Below are 24,975 nucleotides of genomic sequence, written 5' to 3'. Positions count from 1 at the left end.
CAAGTAGGGGTTTGGGCAAGTCTTGATCATGGGACGTGCTTTCCGCTCCCTTGATGGAAACAGGCTTTTGCGCTTTCACCAGACGTCAAAGGAGATGAAAGGCGACAGCCCTCAACCGGCTTTCTTTCCGTAGAGCAACCATTCCGCATTGCCGTCACCACCCTTGACCGGCGAGGGGACGAGGTCGCCTGCCTGCCAGGCGGGAATGGTGTCCAACCACATCTGTAGGGATTTTGCGGTCTCTTCGGCAATTTCCGGATCGACCAGGCCGCCTTTGCCGATTTTGTCCTTGCCCGCCTCGAATTGCGGCTTCACCAGAAAGACGCCTTCAGCACCCGGTGCAGCCAGCGCAAGAGCGGGAGGAAGGGCAAGCTTTAGCGAGATGAAGCTGACATCCGAGACAAGCAGAGCCGGGGCGTCTCCTCCAAGGTCCTGTGAGGTCAGGTCCCGGGCGTTGAGGCCGTCGCGCGCGGCCACCTTCGGGTGTGACTTCAGACTGTCGTGCAACTGACCATGCCCGACATCGATGGCGTGAACCTTTTTGGCCCCACGTTCCAGCAGAACCTGGGTAAATCCGCCTGTGGACGCGCCAATATCGAGGCAGATCCGGCCTGCGGGGTCGACCGTGAACCGGTCGAGGCCTTCGATCAGCTTCAGCGCGGCCCGGCTTACATAACCGGAAGCGGGATCTTTAACCGTGATGCTGGCGTCTGCCGAAGTTTTCTGCGCCGGTTTGGTGCATAGATGACCATCGACACTCACCGTTCCGCGCAGGATTGCGTCACGCGCCCGTGCGCGGCTTGGAAAGACACCCGTATCAACGAGATGCTGGTCGAGGCGTTGTTTGGACATGCGGTCTTCAGAAGCAGCCGGCGATTGCCGAGATCAGGCGGTCGGCATAAACCCGTTCACCGGCATATAGCCACAGAAACGCCGAAAGCGCGACGAGGCCCGTCGCGCCGGCGGTCAGTCCCATGAACAGCGGCATACGCATCGTGTCCGGCTTGCTCCAGATACTTGTCTCAGGAAGAGGCAGGTGCGTTGTCGATCAGCCTGCGCAGCTTCTTCAGGGCATTTTCCTCCGCCTCGCCATAGGCAATGGTACCGACGAACTTGTTGTCGGCGCTCATCAGGTAGACGGCAGCGGAATGGTCCATCGTATAGTCGCCATCGTCAAGTGGCACCTTCTTGGAGTAGACCCGATAGGCCTTCAGCATCGCATCGATCTGTTCCCGCGAACCGGTCAGCGGAACTATACGCTTGTCGAATGCCCAGACATAGTCACGCATGACTTCGGGCGTATCGCGTTCCGGATCCACAGTGACGAAAGCATAGTTGAGCTTGTCCGCATCCGGTCCGAGTTCAGCCATCCAGCCCTGAAGTTCGGAAAGGGTGGTCGGGCAGACGTCCGGACAGAAGGTAAAGCCGAAGAACATCACTGTCGGCTTGGTGGAGAAGGTCTCGTCGGTCACCGTTTCGCCGGTGCCGCTGACAAGTTCGAACGGGCCGCCAATGGCCGCAAGCGGCTCGATCAAGGCACCGGTGCCCTTGTTGCCGGCAGTCTGCTGATAGACCAGAACACCGGACACGACAGCGAGCACGGCAACAGCAGCCCAGGCCACATACCGGAAGAGTTTCAAACCAGACATCGGTTTCGTCCTGCTTTGGCCAGAGCCTTCAGTGCCGGCTTCGAGACGGGCTGGCGGCTCTGGCGCTTGGAAAAGAAATTGCTGGCGTTGCGTCTTCGCCGAGGCAACGCCCGCTGACGGGGCTTAGTTCTTGCCGTGATCCATCTTGCTGTGGTCCATCGCACCATGCGCAGCTTCGCCATCAGGTGCCTTGGCGCCCATCTTGGCAACTGGAAGTTCGATGGCAACGTCCCCGGCCTTTTCGAAGGTCAGGACAACCGGAATGCTGGTGCCTTCTTCGAAGGATTGGTTCAGGCCCATGAACATGATGTGGAAGCCGCCCGGTTGAAGCGCAACCGTTTCGCCAGCCGGGATGTCGATGCCATTTTCCATCTTGCGCATTTTCATCACGCCGTCGGTGACTGCCATCTCGTGGATTTCCACCTTCGCGGCAACATCTGAACTGACCGCGACAAGGCGGTCAGTGTCGGTGCCGTTGTTGACGATCTCGACGAAACCGCCACCGGCCTTTGCTTTGGGCGGAGTCGCACGGGTCCAGGGTTGGGTCAGGGTCAGTTCACCAACCTTGTAGTCACTGGCAAGGGCGGACAGGGAGACAAGCGAAAGGGCGGCCGCGGCCGCAACGGATTTCCAGAGTTTCATAATACTATTCCTTGAGGTCTGAGAAGTTGGAAGCTTTTTCAGATCAAGGAAGGGGGAGCCCTGATGGCGGTGGCTCGATGAGGAGGCGCCAGCACAGCCTGTTGCCCTGCCGGAACGCGTTCAGTGGCGGAAATTTCGGGCGACAGATTCAGAGGGGCGAAAGCACCTGCAAGGCAGGGCGCGATAGCACAGCCATGAGCACAGACCGGGCCGCATTGGCAGGTCAGCGGGTTGTGCGGTCCAGGAAGGTTTTGTTCCTGCCCGGAGGGCTGGCAGAGACTGGTAAGGCCCGCGGCAACAGCTGCGTCCGGCGTCAGCGCGCTGGCGAGAACCAGCAGAACAAGCCGCATTGCAAAGGCAAGGGTTGCCAGCGCCACCAGAGGGTGGCGCTCCTGCCTTAGCTGTTGCAGCTTTGTGACGCGCGCATTCATGCTAGCGGCTATAAGCCGGTTGGAATGCCGTGTCGAGGGGCGAAACCGCGCAGGTGCATGGGCTGAGGCCTGTCACCCGCCGAGTGGCGGTGTCAGCTCTTTGGAGTTGTCTTGTCTGCAGTCGCATCCGGAGCTTCATCCGTTGCGGCACCTTCAGCGGACGCGTTGTTTTCCTCTGCCTCTGCCTCTGCCTCTGCCTCTGCCTCTGCCCCTGCCTCTGCATCGGATGACGATTCGAAATTGTAGATGTCGTCTTCGTAGGCGGGGAAATCTTCAGGCGCGATGACGTATTCTTCTGCTGCTGCATCCAGCGGTTCAGCGGAGATAACCGAACCGACCTGTGCCGTGGAAGCGTATTCGAAGTCGGTCTTTTCTTCTGCTGTCGGTGCCTGACGGGTCAGGACGCGGGCAAGGATGAAGATCACCATCAGGATATTGGCCCCAATGATCATGATGTAGAGCCCGGATGGGCCGGTGTTGCTCATGATCATGGAGGCGGCCAGCGGCCCGATGATTGATCCGATACCGAACGACAGCAGCATGCCGGACGACGTGGCGACAAAATCTTCAGCGGCCGCGTGGTCGAAGGCGTGCGCAACCGCGATTGCATAAAGCGGTTGGACGACCATGCCCACGGCCACGGCGCTCAGTATGGCAATCGTGAAGTCCTTCGGCGAGAAGAACACGATAGCTGCCGAAACGGCAGCGGTTGCGATCCCGAGCCCTGCGATCACAAGGCGCCGGTCAATGCGGTCGGACAAACGCCCAACGGGCCACTGTGCGATAAGCCCGCCGCCGACGATGGCCGCCGCATAAAAGGCGGCTTCCTTGGTCGAGAGGCCGATCTGGGACCCGTAGAGCGAAGACAGCGTCAGCAGGGCTCCTTGCGAACTGCCGATAAACAGCACGCCGATGAAGGCGGCAGGGGAGTTCTTGTAGAGCTTGACGGGCTGGAACCGCACCAGCGTGATCGGTGCAGGTTGGGTCGAGGTGGTCAGCGAAACGGGCATCACCGCAAGGGACACCATCACCGAGGCAATCGCGAACGGGATGAAATCGGCAATATTCATCGACGCGATCGAGATCTGGCCCAGCATCAGGGCACCGAACAGGATGACGATGTAAAACGACATCACCGTGCCGCGGTTCTCGTTGGACGCGCTTTCGTTGAGCCAGCTTTCGACGATCATGTAGAAGCCGGCAAGACTGAAGCCGGAGATCATGCGGATGATCATCCAGGCATAGGGGTCGATAAGCACGGGATGCAGGATGGCGGCGGCCGACATCAGCGAAACAAGTGCGGCAAAGGCGCGAATGTGCCCGGCCCGCATGATCACCAGAGGTGCGCCGAGACAGCCAAGCACCATGCCGAAGAAATAGGCCGAAGAGACCAGACCGATTTCGAAGTCGGTGAAGTAAAACCGTTCGGCGGCCAGCGGCAGCAGTGTCGTCTGCAGACCGTGCCCGAATATGAGCAGGGCAACGGACAACAAGAGAGCGGACACGGAAAGAAGGGTCTGAGCCATGGCTGCATCCTGACGATGGATCGCCGCAGCTCCAACAGAAGCGTCGCGGCCGGTATCGTGCTCCAGAAATAAAACAAAAGCGCCGGATTGATCCGACGCGTCTGTTTCTTTCGACCAGCCTTTTCAGGTATGGCGGCCTGTGTCAATCAGGTTTGAAACCCGCTCCCCAATCGACTTTGTCCATTACAGTATGCCGCGTGCTGGAGCCGGTGACCTGAAGACCGGTCAGGCGCGTTGCGGCGCGCTGACGGAGGCCGTTCCGAGTGCGGTGAAGACGGTCTTCAGGATGCCGTCGCAGGTGAGGCCTGCCCGGGCATACATCAGGTCCGGCTTGTCGTGGTCGAGATAGGCATCCGGCAAGGCAAGGGCACGCACTTTCAGTCCATTGTCCAGCAAACCTTCCTCGGCAAGCCGGGTCAGCACATGGCTGCCGAAACCACCGGCGGAGCCTTCTTCGATCATCACGAGAACTTCATGTTCGCGGGCAAGACGGCGGATCATGTCCATGTCGAGCGGCTTTGCGAAGCGGGCATCTGCAACTGTGGTCGAAAGACCGGCCGCATCCAGTTCGTCCGCCGCCTTGAGGCATTCGCTCATGCGGCCACCGAAGTTGAGAAGGGCAACCTTGGTGCCCTCCCTGCGGATGACACCCTTGCCGATTTCAAGCACGCTGCCGCGTTCCGGCATCTCCAGGCCGACACCTTCACCGCGAGGATAGCGGAAGGAGATCGGGCCTTCGTCATAGGCAACGGCAGTTGCCACCATGTGGCGCAGCTCCACTTCGTCCGAAGCCGCCATGACGACAAAGCCGGGAAGGCAGGTCAGGAAAGCGGTGTCGAAAGCGCCGGCATGGGTCGGGCCATCCGCACCAACGAGGCCTGCACGGTCAATCGGGAAACGCACCGGCAGACCCTGGATCGCCACATCGTGGACAACCTGATCATAGGCGCGCTGCAGGAATGTGGAGTAAATCGCGCAGAAGGGCTTGAAGCCTTCGGTGGCAAGACCCGCGGCAAAAGTGACCGCGTGCTGTTCGGCGATACCGACGTCGAAGGTGCGTTTCGGATAGGCTTCGCCGAACAGATCAAGGCCTGTTCCGTCCGGCATGGCAGCTGTAATCGCGACCACCTTGTCGTCCGTTTCCGCTTCCTTGATCAAGGACGTCGCAAAGACGTTGGTGTAGCTGGGTGCATTGGCCTTCGGCTTGGACTGCTTGCCGGTGACGACATCAAACTTGGCAACGCCGTGATACTTGTCCTTGGCCCCTTCGGCAGGAGCATAACCCTTGCCCTTCTGCGTGACCGCATGGATCAGGATCGGGCCATGGTGGGTGTCGCGGACATTCTTCAGAACAGGCAGCAGGTGTTCCAGGTTATGACCGTCCACCGGACCGACATAATAGAAACCGAGTTCCTCGAACAGCGTGCCGCCCGTCCAGAACCCGCGGGCATATTCTTCAGCCCGGGCCGCCTTTTCGAACATGGGTTTGGGCAGGTTCTTCACCAGGTTCTTGGCCGCATCGCGCAGGGTCTGGTAGGTCGGGCCTGAAACGAGCCTGGCCAGATAGGCGGACATGGCGCCGACCGGCGGCGCAATGGACATGTCGTTGTCGTTCAGGATGACGATAAGGCGAGAGCCGAGATGGCCGGCGTTGTTCATCGCCTCGTAGGCCATGCCGGCGGACATGGCGCCGTCACCGATCACCGCTATGACGTTATTGTTTCCGCCCTTCAGATCCCGTCCGGCGGCCATGCCGAGGCCTGCCGAGATCGACGTCGAGGAATGGGCTGCACCAAACGGGTCAAAGTCGCTTTCGGCGCGTTTCGTGAAGCCGGACAGGCCATCGCCTTGGCGAAGCGTGCGAATGCGGTCGCGGCGTTCCGTCAGGATCTTGTGCGGATAGCACTGGTGGCCGACGTCCCAGATGAGCTTGTCTTCCGGTGTGTTGAACACGTAGTGCAGCGCGACAGTAAGTTCCACGACGCCAAGCCCGGCGCCCAGGTGTCCGCCAGTAATCGACACGGCGTCAATCGTTTCCGCACGCAACTCTTCGGCGAGCTGCTTGAGTTCGCTTTCATCGAGCAGGCGCAGATCGGCCGGGGACTTGACCTTGTCAAGAAGCGGGGTATCGAGCTTGGAAGTCACTCTGGAGATAGCTCCACGATTTGAAACATGGCGGGCAGGCATACACCAACCGGATATAGGGCGCAAATCGGGCAGGGGGTATGCGCCAAATTGGCCTCATGATTTCGGTCGAAAATTTACCACGTCTTCGCCCCAAAAGACTTAAGACGGTGTTTGGCAGAAACCGTGCAATTTTTAGTGAAAATACGCGCAATCACCCCTTTGGGTGATGCAAAAAAATCAGAACTGGCCTACGGATTGTGTGTGGTCGATGGGGCCACGTGCACAGTGATCAACTGGGAGTCGTAATCCACGGCTCCATTTTTTTATGCTTGGGCCGCTTTCCGGTTGCTGAAACAACAATGATAGCAAGTGGCTTCAACGCAAAATGCCCCGCCCCAGAATATTTTCAAAACAGACGGGCTATCCGGTGGACGAGCCGTGCGAGTTGAAGTTGTGTGTGCGCTCCGGTCTTTTCGTATATCCGTCGCAGGTGTGTTTTTGCTGTGTTCTGCGTGATGCCGAGATCCTGGATCGTGGTGCTCAGTGCGCCGGTCATGGTCAGATGCCAGGCCAGGCGTGCTTCGGAATGTGAAAGCTCGTAATGGTCCTGAAGGCAAATCTCGACCTCATCCGGAGGGTCCTTTGATGTTGTCGTGCGGATCAAAAACAAAGGTTGTGCGCAGGCGTCCGGCGTCAGGCTTGGGCAGGAAACGGTCTCCAGCGACACCCGGCAGACAAGTCCGCTCTCGGGTGCGGGACAAAAAAGGACGCTTGTCGGGTCTGCGATGCCACCTTCTTCGAATGTCGCCAGTTGTTCCTGGAGGGCAATCTCAAGGCGTCTGCTGTTGATCGCCAGGTGTCGCTGCCGACGGAGGGCGATATCCAGTTCGTTCAATCTTTCCAACCCTTCGGACGTTTCGGCAAGTATCACCCGGTTAGCGTCGACAAGAACCGCAGCGCTGTCCTGTTCCAAGAGCATCAATTCCCGGAGCTGGTTTTCGAGCCGTTGTTTTTCCAGTTGGAAATGCAGATCGAGTGCGGGCAGCAGCGCGCTGACAAGGGTGTGAAAGGTTGCACTGGCCCGGTCCGCGTCAATCCTTTCAGTACTGTATCCTCTGAAAAGGCAGCCAAAAAGGACGGAAGCGTCTGCAGTGCGCCTGACTGGGGTAACCAGCCCGGGAGCATTTTTCAGCCAGTTGCCTGCCATATCCGCATCTGGGTGCGAAGTTTCCTGCGATCCGGTGGCGGGGTCGGATGCCGTCTGTCGATGGTTCGCCAAGGATGTCTTTGAATAGGGGTAAAGCGGGGAGGCTTCGGTGCGTAGGAACTGAAATGCGGTGTTGCCGTTCACCGTTTCAATGCGGCTCAAAAGGGTCGCGAGCTCTCTGGCCTGCTCTTCACCGCCCAGGGACCTTAACGGCGTCCCGTCTCCATCGTATTCAGCAAGAAAGGTTCTGCAGTTCAGTTTGCCGTCGATGAAGTTCAGTACCGGGGGCCAACCTTCAGGTTGTAGCGGGCGCTTGAGCATCTGCATAAGTAGTTCTATGTGGTCGCGTTGGCTGAGTGCCGGCATGCTCTGCTGCGTCTATTAATGATTACATTGTCAGGGTTCTATTTGACAATAGATTTATCAAATTATCGAATAAATGGCAATAAATACACCAATGATAACCTAGCGTACGAATGACAGAATGATCGTTGAACAGTATGAAATTTATTGTGTCAGGATCAGGGCGGAACTTGAACTTACTTTAAAATGAACAAAGTGAATGTCGGCTTGTACAGCTAAATTGGACGTAGTTGACGCCGTCGTCTGGATAAAGGTGGTCGACACTTCAACGAGGCGACGCGCTCGTAAAGTCTGCGTTGCTCCGGATGGTGGTGGGGCAGCCGCAAGCCGGTCAAAACGATGAGGGATGACGTAAGCTAAAAGCGTCTGCCGGTTGAACAGGTCACGTTTCAAGGCTGTTCTGACTGCAATCTGACTGTATGGCGTCTGGTCGGACTGGAAAATGACCTTGTCGGATTACTGCGGGTCGAGTGCTTCGGTGCCGCTGGCTTCGCCATTTTGACCCAGTTGGATCTTCTCGACCTTCGCTTCCGCCGATTTCAGGAGTGTGTCGCAATGTTTGCGCAGCGCATCACCGCGTTCGTACATGTCGATGCTTCGCTCCAGCGGTACGTTCCCCTGCTCGAGTTCCCGCACAATGGTTTCCAACTGCTTCAGCGCTTCTTCAAAGGAAAGGCCGGCAATATCGTTGGCAGCATCGGTCATCGGTCGGATTCCGTTTGTCTGGATGGCATCTGGTCTTGAGGGAAACTTGCGGTCTGAGGGCCGAAGGTCAAGGTTTCATTTGGGCCTTCAGACGGTCATCCCCGTGCTTTTCGGTCTTGCTGCGCCGAAGCGGGATCGCTTAACCCGTCATCAACGTCATGACATGGGCTGCGACCGATCGCGCCAGGCCCTCGAGATCGTATCCGCCTTCAAGGACGGAGATCAGGTGACCGTTGCTGTGGGCATCGGCAACGTCCATCAGCGCCCGCGTTGCCCAGGCAAAGTCGGCTTCGACCAGATTAAGGCCCCCAAGCGGGTCGCGCATGTGCGCATCGAAACCTGCGGAAACGATGACCAACTCCGGCGCGAAGTGATTGAGGCGAGGCAGCAACAGGACTTCGAACGCTTCCTTGAAGCCGGTTCCATCCTCCCCCGGGGCCAGAGGTGCATTCACGATCGTGTTGGCTTCTCCGGTCTCCGAGGCGGCCCCCGAGCCCGGATAGAGCGGCATCTGGTGGGTAGAACAATACATTACCGTGGGATCGTCCCAGAAAATGTCCTGCGTGCCGTTGCCGTGGTGAACGTCGAAATCGACGATGGCCACCCGCTCCAGTCCGAACTTTGCCTGCGCATAACGCGCGGCAACCGCAGCGTTGTTGAAAAAGCAGAAGCCCATGGCGCGGTCTTTTTCCGCGTGGTGGCCAGGCGGGCGGGACGCGGAAAAGGCGTTGTTGACCTTTTTCGTCAAGACCTCGTCGACCGCACGGCATGCACCGCCAACGCCGCGAAGCGCTGCTTCCCAGGTGCCGGGCGACATGGTGGTGTCCGCATCAACCCGGGCTGTTCCTTCCGCCGGCGCCAGCCGGTGGATCTGGTCGACGTAGCTCATCGGGTGGGCGCGGGCGATGTCCTCAACGGTTCCCATGGGGGCGAGGTCGCGTTCCACGGACTGGAATTTTTCGTGCTCCAGGATCCTGTCGATCGCCCGGATCCGGTCTGGTCGCTCCGGATGCCCCACGGGTGTCAGGTGGTCGAGATAGGACGAATGATGCAGAAGCAAGGTAGACAAGGGGTGTTTCCGGAAGGTCGATTGTTATCTTTTGTCGGCTCTGCATCAGAACGGTTGCCGGACAGGCTGTCAATTCCCGCATTGGAATAACGACTGCGGCAAAATTGGTGAGCCGCGGAAAGGAAAGCCGGGAGGTCGGGGGAGCATTTTACAAAGTCAGGTCAGACTGAACTTGGACTCCGATACCGGTTCCACGTGAGCTTGTCCCGCATCAAGGGAGGCAACGCTTCCATCTGAGCGGAGACTTCACTTGAACTTCACTTGAAAGCTTTCACCATCGCAGAGAGACGCATCGAGCGCGTTTGAGGCAAGTGAGTACATGAGGCAGCAGATTGGGCCAGTGTCGCACGCATCCCGGTGTACCGGCTTCAGCTTCAGCTGATCGGACTTGCGTCATGGAAGGGGAGGGTCAAAAAAAGGGGCCGGCTCTTTGCCGGCCCTTACCGAGGTGCGAGCACCGCAATGCCCGAGGGGAGGTCCGCTGCATCTCAAATCTGATTCTTAAACTACGTGATTCCAGTAAGGGAATGCGAGCTTTTTACCGTAATCCATTTGGGGCATGGTGTTGATAAGTTTGCAGTAGAGGGTCGTATCTCGATAGATATTGTATGGTTTGCTTAACCAAAATCGAGTTGCGAGGGCGACGGTTGCTTGTCCGTTAAAGCGGAAACTTGCGTCTCTCTTCGGTTAACTTAAGGCGATCCGGATTCAGCTTGAATTTTAGCGCCTGCTTCCGAGTTGCTGTTTTTTAAGGCCTTTTGTTTTGGTGCCGCAGAATGCGCCAAAACATTGCCGGATAAATTTAGCCGGCTCATTCCATCGCAAGCGTTGGTCGGGGTCAGTCGCGTGGTGCCGCCGCACGGCGCAGCCGATCGTTGATCGCTTCGCCCAATCCAAAGCTGGGGATAAACTGCACCTTGATGACGCGGACACCCTTGGCGTCCAGAAATCGCATGGCGCGAAACAGATTTGCGGCAGCTTCGGCAAGGTCACCGGCCGGGCTCAGGTTGAATTCGGCCTGTGCACTATCAGCTCCTGGCAAACGATCAGCCCCGAAGGAGAGCAGTCCGTCTGTGGCATTCACCTCGCTGGCGTTCAGTATCATCGCAGCGTCGGGGGCATAGTGAGACGTCAACATACCGGGGGCCGCGGGAGCGTCCGGCCGCATGTCGGGGCTGGCGCCTTGCAGCGATTGGCCAAGTACGCGTTCGATGTCCTCGCGAGCAAGGCCGCCTGGCCGCAACAGGCGCGGTGTGCCGTCAACCAGGCCGACAATGGTGGATTCTATACCGACGGCACAAGCGCCCGCATCAATGACGAAGCTGAGCGAAGGGCCGAGATCGGCAACGACGTCCTCTGCGCGCGTCGGACTGATCTTGCCCGAGCGGTTTGCGCTTGGCGCGGCGAGAGGCCTGCCGGTCTTTTCTGCCAGAAATCGCATCACCGGACCGACCGGCACCCGAAGCGCAACAGTCTGAAGTCCGGCAGTGGCCAGATCGGAAATCGGGGAGGCCGGGCGTTTGGGCACGACCAGCGTCAAGGGGCCGGGCCAGAAGGCTTCAGCCAGTGCAAGTGCGCGTTCGTTGAAAACACCATGTTCCAGTGCTGCATCCAGCGTCTGGACGTGGGAGATGAGCGGATTGAACTGGGGCCTGCCCTTGGCGGCAAAAATCTTCGCACAGGCCGTGCCGTTGGTGGCATCGGCGGCAAGGCCGTAAACGGTTTCGGTTGGAACCGCCACAAGATCACCCGCCATCAGCGCAGCGCACACCGCATCTGCTTCAGGCGCTTCCTTCCAGTCAGGTGCCGCGATGTCGAGCGTCCAAGTCCGCATGTGCCTCACTCGCTTGCGTATCCTGCAGTCGAGAGCTGCCCGGATGTGCGACGATTTCGGTTCCGACAGTGACGGTACAATGAGTTCCGGAAGGGCGCGAGCCGACCGGACATGTCATTTCCGCAATTGACCAAAAAGACGATGACCTGCCGCTGCGATACGGGTTGACGTTAACGTCAACGGGTCTATTGTCCTTTCAAACCGCTGTCGATAGCGCCTTTTGCGGAGTAGCCTTGCTGCCGTCAAGCTCGGAACAGCGAAAACCGCCATCCGGCGGCAAGAATCGAAAGCCAATTGGTTTTGGGAGGACCTGAATGTATCGCGCACCCGTCGATGAGATTGCCTTCACTCTGAAACATGTCTGCGGTCTGTCCGACCTGCAAAAGAGTGCCCGTCATGCCGAACTCGGCGACGATCTTGTCGATGCCATCCTGACCGAGGCGGGCCGGTTCGCCGCCGAGGAAATCGCGCCTCTCAATGCAGTTGCCGACAAGCACGGCACACCGCTTGCCGATGGCAAGGTGTCTACTCCTCCGGGGTGGCGCGAGGCTTATCATGCATGGATCGAGGGCGGCTGGAACAGCCTGACCGCCAATCCGGAGTCCGGCGGCCAGGGCCTGCCGGTGATGATGTCGGCGGCGGCTCTGGAAATGTGGAACTCCGGATCAATGGCATTCGCCATCGGACCGACCCTGACCATCGGCGCTATCGAGGCGATGGAAAAACACGCTTCGGAAGAGCTCAAGGCCAAGTACCTGGAGAAGCTGGTATCCGGCGAGTGGATGGGCACCATGAACCTGACCGAACCGCAGGCCGGTTCGGATCTGAATGCGCTCAAGGCAAAGGCCGAGCGTCGGGACGACGGCACCTACCGCATCTTCGGCCAGAAGATTTTCATTACCTACGGCGACCACGATCTTACTGACAATATCGTCCACATGGTGCTGGCGCGCCTGCCGGATGCGCCAGTAGGCACCAAGGGCATTTCGCTGTTCCTTGTACCGAAGTTCCTGGTCAACGACGACGGTTCCTTGGGTGAGCGAAACGACGTGAAAGTGGCCGGTGTCGAACACAAGATGGGCATTCACGGTTCGCCTACCTGCACCATGGTCTATGGCGACGAGGGCGGTGCCATCGGCTGGCTGGTCGGTGAGGAAAATCGGGGGCTGGCCTGCATGTTCACGATGATGAACAACGCTCGCCTTGCAGTCGGTATTCAGGGGCTTGGTGTGGCCGAGCGCGCCTATCAGCATGCGCTTGCCTACGCGCTGGAGCGCAAGCAGGGCAGGGCCCCCGGCGAGACCGGCGACGGCATGAGCCCCATTGCTCGCCACCCGGATATCAAACGCATGCTGCTGGGCATGAAGGCGCGCACGCAGGTTGCCCGCGCCATCTGTTACGCCTGCGCCCACGCCATCGACATGTCGAAGATTGCCGAAGACGAAGCTGGCAAGACGTTCTGGAACGAGCGTGCAAGCCTGCTGACGCCGATCGCCAAGGCGCTGCCGACCGACTTCGGCGTCGAGGTCGCTTCGCTGGGTATTCAGATACACGGCGGCATGGGCTTCATCGAGGAAACCGGCGCCGCACAACATCTGCGCGACGCGCGCATCGCCCCGATTTATGAAGGCACCAACGGTATCCAGTCCATCGACCTGGTCATGCGCAAGCTGCCGCTGTCCGGCGGTGAACACATCAAGGGCTTCATCGCGGAACTGCAGACCGTGGCCGACGAGGTTGCTGCCTCCAACCGCCCGGAATTCGGTGCCGCCGCGGATCGGCTCTCGGCCAGTATCCGGGATCTTGAGGAAGCAACGAGCTTCATGCTGAGCGCGCAGGCGGATGGCAGGGTCGGCGATGCCCTCGCCGGGGCGACGCCCTATCTGCGGCTGGCCGGGCTGACCCTGGGCGGCGCCTTGCTTGCCAAGGGGGCGCTTGCCTCGACAGGTGAACCGGCACTGCGGCTGTCAGAACGTACGCTGCTTGCCCGCAGTTTCTGTGAAACCACAATGGGGGAAACCGCCGGTTTGAAGTCGGATATTCTTCTGTCCGCCGAAGCCATTCAGGCGTTCGACGCCGAAGCCCTGGCGTCCTGAACCGCCTGATCGGAGTAGATGATGATCCGCAAGTCCCTTGAAGACGGTGTCCAGACCCTGCGTCTGGACCGGCCGGAAAAGAAGAATGCCCTGACCGGGCAGATGTACAGTGATCTCGCCGAAGCTCTGGAAACAGGCAACACGGATGCGGGTATTCGCTGTCATCTGATCTGCGGCCTGCCGGAAGTTTTTACCGCCGGCAACGATATTGGCGACTTCCTGCAATACGCTGGCAAGACCGGGCTTGGGGAAACACCGGTCGTCCGGTTCCTGAGGGCTCTGGTTCGCAACGAAAAGCCTTTGGTTGCCTCGATAGACGGTATCGCCATCGGTGTCGGCACGACCTTGTTGATGCATTGCGACATGGTGTTTGCCAGCCCGCGCGCCCTCATCCGTTCCCCTTTCGTCGATCTTGGGCTTGTTCCGGAGGCGGGGTCCAGCCTGCTCGGACCACAGATCATGGGGCCGGCCCGGGCCTTTGAGCTGCTCTGCCTCGGCAACGCCTTTTCGGCCGAAAAGGCGGCACAGGCCGGACTGGTAAACGAGGTTGTCGAAGGTGACGTCGACGCGGCAGCACTTGCCTGCGCGAAGGAAATCGCCGCAAAGCCGCCCGAAGCAATGGCGCTTTCCAGAAAGCTTCTGCGCGGCGACACAGCTCAGCTGTCCGAGCGCGTAGAGGAAGAAATCAGGATCTTCTCCAGCCGGCTGAGTGCGCCGGAAACGATAGCTGCCTTCCAGGCTTTCATGACCAAAAAGAAGGCCTGAGCCACATTTGCTCGGATGAGAAAATTTCAGACCGCAAGGTTGTCGCCGGAGAGCGGCATACGGAGGAACCACCATGTCCCTGAAGGGCAAGACACTTTTCATCACTGGCGCATCGCGCGGGATCGGCAAGGCTATTGCGCTGCGGGCCGCGCGTGACGGAGCCAATGTTGCCGTCGCCGCCAAAACCGCCGAGCCACATCCCAAACTGGAAGGAACGATCTATTCCGCTGCCGAAGAGATCGAGGCGGCAGGCGGCAAGGCACTTCCGGTGCTGCTCGACGTGCGCGACGACGAAGCGGTCAAGGAAGCAATGGACAAGACCGCGGCACATTTCGGCGGGCTCGACATTCTGGTCAACAACGCCAGTGCCATTCAACTGACCCCGCTGCAGCAGACCGACATGAAGCGGTTCGATCTGATGCACCAGATCAACACCCGTGGAACGCTTGCCTGTTCCAAGCATGCCATCGAACATTTGAAACAGTCCGACAACCCGCATATCCTGATGCTGTCGCCCCCTCTGGACATGCAAGAGAAATGGTTCGCGCCCTTCACGCCCTATTCGATCGCCAAATACGGAATGAGCCTCGTGGTGCTGGGCCTGGCAGGCGAGCTGCGCTCCAAGGGGATTGCGGTCAACGCGCTATGGCCACGCACGACCATTGCGACGGCGGCGATCAAGAACATCATCGGTGGTGACAAGATGATGCAGCAGAGCCGGACGCCGGACATTCTGGCCGATGCAGCCTACGAGATCTTCACCACACCCTCGAAGGAATTTACCGGACAGTTCGTCATTGACGACACGTTCCTGGCCAGTCGCGGTGTCACCGATTTCGACCAGTATCGGGTGGACCCGAGCCTCGCACTGGCACCTGATTTCTTCGTACCTGACGAGAGCAAGGCGCCGTGCGACCTGGGGCCGGTCAAGAAGTAGAACCTGGTCTGCAAGAGTGTCAGAAGATCTAGGGGCCGCCGGATCGACATCCGGCGGCCTTGTCATTTAACCGCGCATGGTTTTCAGGGCGGTCGCCCATTTGGTCAGCTCGCCCAGAAGCTGCGTGGCGCCTTCACTCATCTTGTCATTCGGCGTGAAGACGCTTTCGTCGTTGATGAATTCCGGGAAGAAGGGAACCGGAACCACCTGCGGCAGAGCCATCACGTTGACGTTGCCAAGCAGCTCGCGCAGCGTCTGCGACGCGCGCAGGCCACCGGAAATCCCGCCGTAGCTGATGATGCCGGCCGGCTTGTAGTTCCATTCGCGGTAAAGCACCTGCACGGCATTCACCAGCGATGCCGGCACGAAATAGTCGTATTCCGGGGTCAGGAACAGGAACGCGTCGGCGTCGGCGACGATGCTGCTCCAGCGCTTGGTGTGGTCGTGGGTGTATTGCTGGGCAGCCGGATGCGCCGGCTCGTCCAGAAGCGGCAGGTTGATGTCGGCGAGATCGATGCTTTCCACCTCGAAGCCGCCATGCGCTTCGGCGGCACTGGCTGCCCATTTCGCGATCGTCGGCCCGACGCGGCCAGGCCGGGTCGACCCGGAGATGATCTTCAGTTTCAGCGACATGATGAATTCCTTAAGAAACAAAAGCTTGGGAGGAGTATCCAGACGATACTTCGGTATACGTTGGATACTGGTATGAAATGATGTAAGACTGAGCCGGCCGCAAGACGGCACTTTTTGGAAACCGAGGTATCCTTGATGAAACCGCTGGCGAAACCCGTCGAAGAGCTGCCGCGAGAACAGCTGCCGCACCACGAGGATCCGCGCTGCGTGCCGGTACGAAGACTGCTGCAAACTGTCGGCAGCAAATGGTGCAGCCTGGTGGTTGCCCATCTTGAGTATGAACCGCGCCGGTTTTCCGATCTCAAGCGGTCGATTGGCGGCGTGACCCAGAAATCCCTGACAGCGACCTTGCGGGAACTTGAAAAGGACGGCCTAGTCAACCGCGTCGTGACCCCCAGCATTCCCCCGCGTGTCGACTATTCGCTGACGCCGCTCGGCAGGACGCTTCTGGTGCCGCTGAAAGCGCTCACCAACTGGGCGATCGAGAACGAAGCCGCTGTCTCCTCGGCTCGAGAACGGTTCGAGAGGGAGAACGGTCCGGACTGACCTCCGGGGTTGCAATCCGTTGTGTCCTCATGCAATTTGGCGTTGCCGACGAGGGCGGCTGCCGGATCCGCGGAAAGCGAAAGCACCCTGACTTCTGACGACATATGCCGGTTTTTCACCTGCGCCCGACACCAGCGGATCGCCCGGGCTTTCGACACAGGAGAAAAGCCATGTCCGCAGGACCTGCAACTTCCCTCGACGACTTCAAGAAATCCGCACGCCGTCTCAGAAAAGCCTTTCTGAAAGGCGAGGCGGGAGCCACTGACCGTGTATCCGCCCACATAGACCCGGCAAAGCCCCTTCGCCACGCGGATTTTCTTCATGTGATTGCCCGTGAAGCCGGTCATGACAGCTGGCCGAAGCTGAAATTCACCCTCGAAGCAGCATCCCTGAGCAGGGAAGAGCGGGCAGAGCGTTTGAAACAGGCGCTCTATTTCGGCCAACATTGGGTTACGGAAAAACTGCTTGCCGATGACCCGACGCTGAAGGACGACAATTTCGGTCTTCAGGTTGCCCTGTACGACCTCGACGCCGTTCGCGCGGTGGTGGCAGCGGACGCTGCAGCCGCCACGCGCCTGGTGGGTGTGCGCTCACCGATCCTGCATCTGGCTTTTTCCAAGGAAATACATCGGCGTCCGGAACGGGCGGCAGACATGATTGCCATTGCCGAACTGCTGGTCGCCAACGGAGCGGATGTGAATGACGGTTACCCGGAAAGGCCGGGCGACAAACACATGCTGTCCGCACTCTATGGCGCGTTGTGTCACGCGGATAATTTCGAACTTGGCCGTTGGTTGCTGGACCAGGGAGCCAGTCCCAACGACAACGAAAGCCTCTACCACGCCACCGAGCTTGAGCATCCGCGTGCGCTCGAACTCCTCCTGAAGCGTGGCGCGCAGCCGGATGGGACCAATGCCTTGCCGCGCGCACTCGACTTTGATGATGAAATAAAGGTCCGTCTGCTTCTGGAAGCCGGAGCCGATCCGAACATCACCGTACCGGATCATCCGAGCGGCCAGCCCATGAACACGATTCCCTCCCTGCATCAGGCAGCCCGGCGCGGTGGCTCGGTGAAGGTTGTCGAGCTGTTGCTTGCCCATGGCGCCGATCCAGACGCGGTTTGGGACGGCCATACCGGATACGCCATGGCGTTGATTTACGGCAATCTGCCGGTCGCCAAATACCTGGTGGAGAAAGGTCATGCGCACAAGCTGGACCGGAACGAACAGGTTCTGGCCGCCTGCGCCGAGGGAAAGACAAATCCGGGTAGTCTCGATATTGCGCGTCTGAGCAAGGAAGACAAAAGCCTGCTGACGCGGCTCGCCTTCATTCCAGGCAAGCTGGAACACATGAAGGCGCTGATTGCGGCCGGACTGGACCCGAATGAGCCCGACGACATGGGGTTGCCACCATTGCAGGTGGCAGGCTGGAACGGCCTTGCGGATGAAATGGCCTATTTCCTCTCGCTTGGACCGGATCTTACCCACAAGAACCGCTTTGGCGGCGATGCTCTCGACACGGTCGTCCACGGTTCGGAATTTGCCCCGAAACGCCGTGAAGCCGATCATATTGCCTGTGCACGTCTGCTGCTTGAAGCCGGCAGCTTGCTTGATCCGCGCTACATCAGCGGATGCGGCAACGAGGAAATGGCACAGTTTCTCGAGGATTGGCTTGCCGGTTCAGCCGATGAAGCTGGCTCCCCGGCAATATTCCGGTAAGTTACAGCAATCTCAGGGTGCATTGCTGGCCAGTGCCCAAATCTGCTGTTAGTACTTCCACGTATTCAAGAGATTGTACGGGAACGGAGGGACTTCATGGAAAGCGCAATCGACCAGGTGAGTGTCTATACGCCACTGATCATCAACGCAGTGAAAGCCATCATCGTTCTGGTGATCGGCTGGTTTCTGGCCGGTTTCCTGTCGAGCATCGTCAAGAGCAGGATCGTGGCTCACCCGCGCATCGACGACACGATCGGCAGCTTTGCCGCATCCATCGTTCGCTGGCTCATCCTGCTCATCACGGTTATCGCGGTTCTGCAGCTCTTCGGCATTCAGGCCACCAGTCTTGTTGCCGTGCTGGGCGCCGGTACACTGGCCATCGGCCTGGCGTTGCAGGGAACATTGAGCGACATCGCGGCAGGCGTGATGCTGATCATCTTCCGGCCCTACAAGATGGGCCAATATGTTGATATCGGCGGAACGTCCGGAACGGTGAAGGATCTCAACATCTTCGTCACCGAGCTTGTGACGCCGGACAACGTTCAGATCATCATGCCGAACGGCAAGGCCTGGGGCACGGTCATCACCAATTTCTCGGCGCATTCCACCCGGCGTCTCGATCTGACCTTCGGCATCGACTATGGCGACGATATCGACAAGGCGGTGCAGATCATTCTCGATGTCGCCAACACGGACGAACGCGTTCACAAGGATCCGGAGCCCTGGGTCCGGTTGACCAATCTGGGAGACAGTTCGGTCGATCTTGGCGTCAGGCTGTGGTGTGATGCCGGAAACTACTGGGAACTGAAGTTCCACATGCTGAAGTCGGTCAAGGAAGCGTTTGATGCCGGTGGCATCTCCATTCCCTATCCGCATTCGGTCGAAATTCAGAAAGCTGGATAATACGGCGTACCATCGCCGCAGGGGAACGTCCGCTGCGGCGATTGTATTCCGATCAGAGGCCTATGCCGTCTCGCGGGTCTTGGTCTTGGTCTTGGTCTTGGTCTTCGGCTTTCGAGTTTCCTCAGGCTCGCTCGTGGCGGTGGCCTCTTCAGTTGCTTCCGACTTGCCCTGGTCCGGCGTTGATGCGTCCGCTGCAGAAGCTTCGAAGCCTTTCGAGTGTGGCTGCGTGCCTTCAGTGCCAGCCTGTTCCGGTTCCGCATCGGAAGAGCCGGCGTCGCTCTTGGCGACTTCCTGTACTTCTTCGTCTTCTGCGGCGTGGCTGTCTTTGTTCTTGTCCGACAGAGAGGGCTCTTCAGGCGTTGCAGTGACGGTATCCGCCGCGCTCAACTTCTCCATGAGCGAAGGGTCATTCTGCGCGTCCGCCTCATCGAAGGTGAGAATTTCGGTTTCTGTTTCTCCTGCATCAGGCTCCGCAAGAACGGTCTCCGGGGACAGCTCCTCGCCGGTCTGGTTGCTGGTTCTGATCTCGGTGAAAATGGGAAAGACAGGATCTTCCATTTCCGTTTCGCCGTCGTCCAGGTTCATCAGCTGACGCCGTTTGGTCAGCATGGCGACGTGGTTGCGCAAGTCCTCGTTTTCGGCCAGCAGCGCCTTGAAGTCCTGCGCCCTGAGGCTGAGCAACTGGCAATACCCGAGTGCGACGACATCCGCGCTGCGGCGGCCGCCGGTCATCAGCGCGATTTCACCAAACACGTCACCGCGGCCAAGACGGATGTTGTGGCTGGGTGCACGCACTTCCACTGCGCCGGACGCAATGAAATAGGCAGCATCACCGCGGTCGCCCTTGCGGATCAGTTTCTCGCCCGGCGTCGCGAATTGCGGCCGCATCATCCGGCGAATGGCCTTTTGCTGCTTGCGGGTGAGGTCCGCAAACAGCGGATGCGCGCTGACGAGTTCGCGGGTCTTCAGGCCAAGATCGAGTTTAGGCCGCGTGTGACAGGCTTTTCGGGTCCGCTCGACATCCCGCAGAAGGTCGCGATGCAGTTCGGTGCCGATCAGCATCTGCTCCTTGGCTTCGTCATAGGCGGTTTCTTCCAGCCGGACGCCGGCCTTGCGCAGGAACTGCCCTTCCAGGGCGTCGGCGTAATCCGGATACTGCAGGCGCAGGGCATCGATGGCTGCAAGGGTCTCGTCCTGCCGGATCGCCAGGGTGTCCTGCAGAATGTCGGCAACACGGTCGCCGAGCAGGGGGCGTATCCGCTTGTTGTTGAAGTCGACCAGTTCGTCGGCAAGGATCCGGTAGACCAGCAGGAATTCGAACCGGTCGGCAAGACGGATTGCCAATGGCCGGGCAATCCTGAGCCGCCGCTGCAGTGTCTGGGCGAGGCGGAAGCCGAGGCCGAATTTCAATGGTTGACGCGCAGCCTGATTATAGCCGGACCGGCCGTCGCTTCGTGTCAGGTCGCCGGTACGTCCGGTCAGGGCCAGGAACCGCGAAACAGACCGTCCGGAGATGGTCTTTTCGTGGAAATGCTCCAGCACGAGCTGCTGTTCCCGGTCGGCCAGGGCGATCAGGCCAATGCGGACGCGGTCCCAGTCCTTCAGTTCTTCCAGCTTGTTGGTTTCCGCAGCTGCGGCTTCCGCACGGCTCTCGTAGTCTTTCAGCACATCGTCCGTGACGCGCGGTGCAATGTGATAGTTGCGGGCGGCGGTTTCCAGCTCGTGCCGGACGTCTGACAAAGCCAGGGCCAGGAACTGTGTTCGCAAGGCCTCGTCGCGGGCATTCAGCTTGTCGAGACCGAGCAGCCGGATCAGCGGCTTCAGACTGGTGCCGTAAACCAGCAGCGTAAACAGGACGAAGCCCGTCGCCAGTTTGGTGACGAAGACCGACACTTCGTCCGAGAGCATCGCATGCTCGGACACGCTGAGCGCCAGTGTCAGCGTGACGGCGCCGCGCATGCCGCCCCACAGGATCACCGTCTTGTAGCGGTCGTTGACCGCCTGTCCCATCCGGAAAACGCTGAGCACCGGCAGCAGTCCGAAGATGACGACCGCACGGGCGGCCAATGCGGCGACGATGACGACGAACAGCAACAGGATGTCGACAGGCGTGAAGCCTTCCACGAAACGCGGGATCAGGATGGCGGACAGGAGGAAGATGAGCGAAGCAGCCCAGAAGGAGATCTGCTCCCAGACCGCATGGAGAAATTGCCAGCTGGCCGGCTGAATGCGGGCCGGGCCGTAAAGGTTGAACACAGTGCCCGCACAGACGACGGCAACAACGGCGGAAACATCAACGAACTGGTCGCTCAGCACATAGGTGCCGTAGGGCAGTGCCAGGCTCAGGGTCACCTGTGCCAGCGGAATGTCGCGCATGATCGGCAGAAGGGAAACCGCGATCCGGCCAAGCAGCGCACCTACGATGATGCCACCGGCGAAAGAGCGGCAGAAGGCAATGGCGGCTTCGCCGACGGTCATGGTCTCGTGACCGGCCAGCATGTGCAGCAGGATGACGAAGATCACGATGGCGGCAGCATCGTTCAGCAGGCTCTCGCCTTCCACGATGCGGCCGAGCCGCGCGGGCGCGCCAATGTCCCGGAAGATGGCGACAACGGCAACCGGGTCCGTCGTGGCGACAATCGAGCCCAGCAGCAGGCAGGCGATCAACGTGATGTCGGTGAGCGAAAACAGCGTTGCCAGCGGATAGAGGGCAAAGCCGATAAAGGCTGTTGCGACGAAGACGGCGACAACCGCCATCAGCAGGATCGGGGCAATGTCCTCGACGATCCGTCGAACTTCCAGGGTGAGGGCGGTTTGAAACAGAAGGATGGGCAGAAAAATGTAGAGGATCATCTCCGAATCCAGCGGGGGATTGATGAAGACGTCCGCAATAGCGTTGAAGGCATTCGTTTCGGCAGTGTAGCGCAGATAGATCGCCAGAATGCCGATCATGGTGCCGACCGTTGCCAGCAAAACGCTGGGGGCCAGCCCAAGCCGTCTGGCAAGGGGCTGCAGCAGGGAAATCGTAATCAGGAGCAGCGCGAAAGCGCCTGTAATTAATGGAGTTTCCATGTCGTTATGGTGCACCGCGATTGCGGCAATTTCAAATTGGCCATCCAAAATTATTGCCGCCACGGGCAATAGGGCACAGGAATACGCGCAAATGCGTTAACGTCCGAATGCTTTTCGGAGCGGCCATGTAAGAAATCTCACCCAGTCGCCGATAAAGAGCCAGATCATCGCCGGAACCAGCATGATCAGTGCAAACGGCAGGAAGAAGACGATCTTCACGAGCTTGAGCGGCAAAGAGGGAGCATCGGCGGCAGCCCAGTTCCCCAGCACGAAGCGCCAGAAGCGGTTCCACCAGCGCCAGAGATACCAGCTCATGAACAGCGTTACGACGGAAAGGACCGAGAGCAGGATCAGGTCGAAATTTGATATCCAGGGTATCCAGCGGCTTTCGATTTCTTCCGTGTGCTCGGGGTCCTCGCCATTGCGGTGAATGGTCCTGACACTTGTGCGCAAGCTTGCGTCCAGCAACCAGCCTGCGAGCGTATAGTCGTCTCCGGCAGTGGCAGACACCTGAGGCGAGGTCGTTACGGGGGTCGCCTCCGGGCTGAAACGGCTTGCGGTAACAAGGCGGAAGTTTCGTTCATCGGCAGCGTGGATCAGTGTCGTGCTGTTCGGAGGCGAAAGTGCCTTGAGCAGCTCCGCCTGTGTCATTGCCGACTGCGCGGCCTCGAAGCGCTTTTCGAGTGCTGTTCTTGAAAACCAGCTTTTGCCGGGCTGCACCAGTGACTTGCTTTCCACAAGCATCAGGTTGACCCGCTGGCTTTCAGCCGCCCTCTGAAATGCGTCGAGGTCGATTTCCCGCACGGACTTGCCGTCACGCACGCTGAGCTGAGGGCGACCGGTTTGCGGGTGCGGGGTGATGCGGCCGGTGACAACCAGCGACCTGTTTTTGTACTTCGCCAGGCTGGAGGCCAGAATGTCGGCATTCAGATCGGCAATCATGTCTCCGGGACCTGAAGCATTGGCTGCTTCGGAGCTGTTGAACCGCGCCATCTTGAGATCCGCGCGTTTAACCGGCCGGGACAGGAACCTGATGTTTCCGTCGAGCGCCCTTGCGGTTGCCGGGTTGATCAGGACGTCTGGAGAAAGCGCAACCGCAAGCCGCGTGCCATTTGAAGTGCTGATCGGCTTCAGGTCGTAGGTCTTGCCATTTGGCCTCACCATCACCGCCCGGGCTTTGGGGGGCAGGCTGTCAAGCTGGTCGCGAAGCTTGAAAAAATCGGTTTCCCGAAGCGCAAGTTGCAGGGCGTCGGGCACAGGAGCCTTGCCGGGGAGATCACCCGCCAGTGGCCGGTGGGTCTGTCTGGCGGCATCATCCAGGGCATTCGGCAAGTCGTGCAGGGAGGCGAGCTGAAGGCTTTTCCCGTCAGGCGTGACAAGCTGCCAGGCGTTGCCTGGTGCCGGCATCAGGGCAAGGGATGCAGCACCAGTGACCTTGGGCAACCGCTTTGCCAGGGAAGCGCCTTCATCGAGAAGATGCTTGGGCGTGTCGATATGCTTGCCTGCGGACCCCGCAGCATCGCCTGCTTCCCGCGCAAGCCGCGACAACAGCCCGGCGTCGGCGGTCGAGACAACACACAAGGTGGCTGCCACGAGGGCAAGCACGCGGAGAGAACCTTTGAAACTGCGCAACACGCCTGAAATCCCGGTCAGATAGAAAAGGTGTTTCCAAAAAACTCAAAACGGCAGCAAGGATAATGGCCCTCGACCCGGTTGCAACTGCGTCGGCACTGTGCCGATCCGCTTAACCTGCCTTGCGCTCCGAAAGCCAGATGCCGCCGATTACCAGCGCCAGAGCGGTGCCGTGGTACCATTTGAACGGTTCTCCGAGAATGGAGACCGCCAGTATGGCCGCAAAGATCGGCACGAGGTTGATAAAGACCCCCGCGCGCGCCGGTCCGATCAGTTCGACACCTCGCATGAAGAAGATCTGCGCGAGGCAGGAAGGAAACAGCGCGATATAAAGGACTACGAGCCAGCCCTGGAGTGACGGCCACTGAACGGTGCCGGCAGCGATGTCGTATGCAAGTCCGGGCAGAGATGTGATGGCCGCAATGCCGGACAGAACCGCAAAGAAGGCCAGTGGTGAGACCTGGGGCCGGTCACGCAGGGCAAGTGTATAGCCGGAATAGAGCACACAGGCGATCAGCATGACGCCATCGCCCGGATTGACGGCAAGCGCCAGCAGCACGTCCAGGCTGCCCTGGGCGGCAATCAGCGTCACCCCGGCAAGCGTCAGCAGAATGCCGATCACCTGCAGGGCTCGGATCCTGCTGCCGAAGGCAATCATGGAACCGATCAGAACAAGAATCGGGACGGATCCCTGGATAATGCCTAGGTTGACGGCCGTGGTTTCCGTCGCAGCGATGTAGAAAAGGGTGTTGAACCCGATGAACCCGAAGACGGCCATCAGCACCATGCGGAAGGAATAGGGCCGCATCAGGGGCCACTCCGCACGTATGTGCCGCCATTGCAGCGGGACCAGGATGCCGGCAACGATCACCCAACGCAGGAACACCACCACCATCGGAGACACTTCGCCCACGGCCAGACGACCGGCGACGGTATTGCCGCCCCAGAACAATGTGGTCAGGGCCAGCATCAACAGGGCGTTGCCGTAGGTCAGGTCGCCTACACGTTTAACCAGCGAAAACATGAAAACCGTTGCGTGGAAGATGGAGTGGAAACCCATCGGTAACGGATTGGCGGGCCCAGGCAAAGGGCTATCTTTTTGTATACCGACTTATACTGT

Annotated in this window: 20 protein-coding genes; 6 read left to right on the top strand and 14 right to left on the bottom strand. The window is 59.4% G+C overall.

Going from position 1 to position 24,975, the window contains the following annotated elements; translation table 11 throughout:
• Nucleotides 1–111 precede the first annotated feature (111 nt).
• The 10 genes from B0E33_RS05610 to B0E33_RS05565 form a co-directional block, all read right to left on the bottom strand.
• Nucleotides 112–852, bottom strand: coding sequence for a TlyA family RNA methyltransferase (locus B0E33_RS05610; RefSeq protein WP_077290655.1), 741 nt, complete (start codon nucleotides 850–852; stop codon nucleotides 112–114).
• A 7-nt stretch (nucleotides 853–859) separates the two neighbouring features.
• Nucleotides 860–994, bottom strand: a complete 135-nt coding sequence (locus tag B0E33_RS31495) for a hypothetical protein (RefSeq protein WP_006933515.1) — start codon at nucleotides 992–994, stop codon at nucleotides 860–862.
• Nucleotides 995–1,022: 28 nt separating this feature from the next.
• Nucleotides 1,023–1,649, bottom strand: a complete 627-nt coding sequence (locus tag B0E33_RS05605) for an SCO family protein (protein WP_075283310.1) — start codon at nucleotides 1,647–1,649, stop codon at nucleotides 1,023–1,025.
• A gap of 123 nt (nucleotides 1,650–1,772) precedes the next feature.
• On the bottom strand, nucleotides 1,773–2,291 hold the full coding sequence (locus B0E33_RS05600) for a copper chaperone PCu(A)C (protein ID WP_023001863.1): 519 nt from the start codon (nucleotides 2,289–2,291) through the stop codon (nucleotides 1,773–1,775).
• A gap of 523 nt (nucleotides 2,292–2,814) precedes the next feature.
• Nucleotides 2,815–4,248, bottom strand: coding sequence for an MFS transporter (locus tag B0E33_RS05590; protein WP_208997766.1), 1,434 nt, complete (start codon nucleotides 4,246–4,248; stop codon nucleotides 2,815–2,817).
• A 225-nt stretch (nucleotides 4,249–4,473) separates the two neighbouring features.
• Nucleotides 4,474–6,435 carry a 1-deoxy-D-xylulose-5-phosphate synthase gene (gene dxs, locus B0E33_RS05585; protein WP_055658032.1) on the bottom strand — a complete coding sequence of 654 codons (1,962 nt, stop codon included), beginning with the start codon at nucleotides 6,433–6,435 and terminating at the stop codon, nucleotides 4,474–4,476.
• Between the two features lie 346 nt (nucleotides 6,436–6,781).
• Nucleotides 6,782–7,948, bottom strand: coding sequence for a helix-turn-helix transcriptional regulator (locus B0E33_RS05580; RefSeq protein WP_156912346.1), 1,167 nt, complete (start codon nucleotides 7,946–7,948; stop codon nucleotides 6,782–6,784).
• Between the two features lie 453 nt (nucleotides 7,949–8,401).
• Nucleotides 8,402–8,650: an exodeoxyribonuclease VII small subunit gene (locus B0E33_RS05575; RefSeq protein WP_006933521.1), complete on the bottom strand. Its 249-nt coding sequence runs from the start codon at nucleotides 8,648–8,650 to the stop codon at nucleotides 8,402–8,404.
• Nucleotides 8,651–8,789: 139 nt separating this feature from the next.
• Nucleotides 8,790–9,719, bottom strand: a complete 930-nt coding sequence (locus B0E33_RS05570; protein WP_201030423.1) for a histone deacetylase family protein — start codon at nucleotides 9,717–9,719, stop codon at nucleotides 8,790–8,792.
• Between the two features lie 838 nt (nucleotides 9,720–10,557).
• On the bottom strand, nucleotides 10,558–11,553 hold the full coding sequence (locus B0E33_RS05565) for an L-threonylcarbamoyladenylate synthase (protein WP_077290651.1): 996 nt from the start codon (nucleotides 11,551–11,553) through the stop codon (nucleotides 10,558–10,560).
• 314 nt (nucleotides 11,554–11,867) lie between these two features.
• Between B0E33_RS05565 and B0E33_RS05560 the strand changes: the two genes are divergently transcribed.
• The 3 genes from B0E33_RS05560 (at nucleotide 11,868) to B0E33_RS05550 (ending at nucleotide 15,351) form a co-directional block, all read left to right on the top strand.
• Nucleotides 11,868–13,649 (top strand): acyl-CoA dehydrogenase, encoded by a 1,782-nt coding sequence (locus tag B0E33_RS05560; protein ID WP_077290650.1) that lies wholly within the window; start codon nucleotides 11,868–11,870, stop codon nucleotides 13,647–13,649.
• Between the two features lie 21 nt (nucleotides 13,650–13,670).
• Nucleotides 13,671–14,414 (top strand): crotonase/enoyl-CoA hydratase family protein, encoded by a 744-nt coding sequence (locus B0E33_RS05555; RefSeq protein ID WP_167579622.1) that lies wholly within the window; start codon nucleotides 13,671–13,673, stop codon nucleotides 14,412–14,414.
• Between the two features lie 73 nt (nucleotides 14,415–14,487).
• A complete protein-coding gene (locus tag B0E33_RS05550; RefSeq protein ID WP_077290648.1) occupies nucleotides 14,488–15,351 on the top strand; it encodes an SDR family oxidoreductase in 864 nt (287 codons plus the stop codon).
• A 66-nt stretch (nucleotides 15,352–15,417) separates the two neighbouring features.
• Here B0E33_RS05550 and B0E33_RS05545 read toward each other — a convergent pair whose 3' ends face one another.
• The gene (locus B0E33_RS05545; protein WP_077293149.1) at nucleotides 15,418–15,984 is read right to left on the bottom strand and encodes an NADPH-dependent FMN reductase; all 567 of its coding nucleotides are present in this window, start codon (nucleotides 15,982–15,984) and stop codon (nucleotides 15,418–15,420) included.
• A 135-nt stretch (nucleotides 15,985–16,119) separates the two neighbouring features.
• On the opposite strand from B0E33_RS05545, the gene B0E33_RS05540 reads away from it, so the two are divergent.
• The 3 genes from B0E33_RS05540 to B0E33_RS05530 all read left to right on the top strand — a co-directional run bounded on the left by B0E33_RS05540 (nucleotide 16,120) and on the right by B0E33_RS05530 (nucleotide 19,151).
• A complete protein-coding gene (locus tag B0E33_RS05540; protein WP_023001852.1) occupies nucleotides 16,120–16,530 on the top strand; it encodes a winged helix-turn-helix transcriptional regulator in 411 nt (136 codons plus the stop codon).
• 170 nt (nucleotides 16,531–16,700) lie between these two features.
• Nucleotides 16,701–18,248, top strand: a complete 1,548-nt coding sequence (locus tag B0E33_RS05535) for an ankyrin repeat domain-containing protein (protein ID WP_077290647.1) — start codon at nucleotides 16,701–16,703, stop codon at nucleotides 18,246–18,248.
• Nucleotides 18,249–18,344: 96 nt separating this feature from the next.
• Nucleotides 18,345–19,151: a mechanosensitive ion channel family protein gene (locus tag B0E33_RS05530; protein WP_075283300.1), complete on the top strand. Its 807-nt coding sequence runs from the start codon at nucleotides 18,345–18,347 to the stop codon at nucleotides 19,149–19,151.
• 60 nt (nucleotides 19,152–19,211) lie between these two features.
• On the opposite strand, the gene B0E33_RS05525 is transcribed toward B0E33_RS05530, so the two are convergent.
• From B0E33_RS05525 to B0E33_RS05515, 3 genes are all read right to left on the bottom strand, one after another.
• The gene (locus tag B0E33_RS05525) at nucleotides 19,212–22,223 is read right to left on the bottom strand and encodes a cation:proton antiporter domain-containing protein (protein WP_077290646.1); all 3,012 of its coding nucleotides are present in this window, start codon (nucleotides 22,221–22,223) and stop codon (nucleotides 19,212–19,214) included.
• Between the two features lie 96 nt (nucleotides 22,224–22,319).
• Entirely contained in the window at nucleotides 22,320–23,858 is a 1,539-nt protein-coding gene (locus B0E33_RS05520) for a hypothetical protein (protein ID WP_077290645.1), read from the bottom strand.
• Between the two features lie 109 nt (nucleotides 23,859–23,967).
• Entirely contained in the window at nucleotides 23,968–24,879 is a 912-nt protein-coding gene (locus B0E33_RS05515) for a DMT family transporter (protein WP_031269674.1), read from the bottom strand.
• Nucleotides 24,880–24,975: the final 96 nt, after the last annotated feature.

Source organism: Roseibium algicola (assembly GCF_001999245.1).
In the GTDB taxonomy this organism is placed as follows: domain Bacteria; phylum Pseudomonadota; class Alphaproteobacteria; order Rhizobiales; family Stappiaceae; genus Roseibium; species Roseibium algicola.
Note: the sequence above shows the minus strand (reverse complement) of the source record. Positions and strands in the feature narration are given on the sequence as shown.

What these genes read in the sequence shown, in the direction of transcription:
- B0E33_RS05610 (WP_077290655.1), bottom strand. Translation starts at nt 852, where the DNA reads ATGTCCAAACAACGCCTCGACCAGCATCTCGTTGATACGGGTGTCTTT.
- B0E33_RS31495 (WP_006933515.1), bottom strand. Translation starts at nt 994, where the DNA reads ATGCGTATGCCGCTGTTCATGGGACTGACCGCCGGCGCGACGGGCCTC.
- B0E33_RS05605 (WP_075283310.1), bottom strand. Translation starts at nt 1,649, where the DNA reads ATGTCTGGTTTGAAACTCTTCCGGTATGTGGCCTGGGCTGCTGTTGCC.
- B0E33_RS05600 (WP_023001863.1), bottom strand. Translation starts at nt 2,291, where the DNA reads ATGAAACTCTGGAAATCCGTTGCGGCCGCGGCCGCCCTTTCGCTTGTC.
- B0E33_RS05590 (WP_208997766.1), bottom strand. Translation starts at nt 4,248, where the DNA reads ATGGCTCAGACCCTTCTTTCCGTGTCCGCTCTCTTGTTGTCCGTTGCC.
- dxs (WP_055658032.1), bottom strand. Translation starts at nt 6,435, where the DNA reads ATGCCTGCCCGCCATGTTTCAAATCGTGGAGCTATCTCCAGAGTGACT.
- B0E33_RS05580 (WP_156912346.1), bottom strand. Translation starts at nt 7,948, where the DNA reads ATGCCGGCACTCAGCCAACGCGACCACATAGAACTACTTATGCAGATG.
- B0E33_RS05575 (WP_006933521.1), bottom strand. Translation starts at nt 8,650, where the DNA reads ATGACCGATGCTGCCAACGATATTGCCGGCCTTTCCTTTGAAGAAGCG.
- B0E33_RS05565 (WP_077290651.1), bottom strand. Translation starts at nt 11,553, where the DNA reads ATGCGGACTTGGACGCTCGACATCGCGGCACCTGACTGGAAGGAAGCG.
- B0E33_RS05560 (WP_077290650.1), top strand. Translation starts at nt 11,868, where the DNA reads ATGTATCGCGCACCCGTCGATGAGATTGCCTTCACTCTGAAACATGTC.
- B0E33_RS05555 (WP_167579622.1), top strand. Translation starts at nt 13,671, where the DNA reads ATGATCCGCAAGTCCCTTGAAGACGGTGTCCAGACCCTGCGTCTGGAC.
- B0E33_RS05550 (WP_077290648.1), top strand. Translation starts at nt 14,488, where the DNA reads ATGTCCCTGAAGGGCAAGACACTTTTCATCACTGGCGCATCGCGCGGG.
- B0E33_RS05545 (WP_077293149.1), bottom strand. Translation starts at nt 15,984, where the DNA reads ATGTCGCTGAAACTGAAGATCATCTCCGGGTCGACCCGGCCTGGCCGC.
- B0E33_RS05540 (WP_023001852.1), top strand. Translation starts at nt 16,120, where the DNA reads ATGAAACCGCTGGCGAAACCCGTCGAAGAGCTGCCGCGAGAACAGCTG.
- B0E33_RS05535 (WP_077290647.1), top strand. Translation starts at nt 16,701, where the DNA reads ATGTCCGCAGGACCTGCAACTTCCCTCGACGACTTCAAGAAATCCGCA.
- B0E33_RS05530 (WP_075283300.1), top strand. Translation starts at nt 18,345, where the DNA reads ATGGAAAGCGCAATCGACCAGGTGAGTGTCTATACGCCACTGATCATC.
- B0E33_RS05525 (WP_077290646.1), bottom strand. Translation starts at nt 22,223, where the DNA reads ATGGAAACTCCATTAATTACAGGCGCTTTCGCGCTGCTCCTGATTACG.
- B0E33_RS05515 (WP_031269674.1), bottom strand. Translation starts at nt 24,879, where the DNA reads ATGTTTTCGCTGGTTAAACGTGTAGGCGACCTGACCTACGGCAACGCC.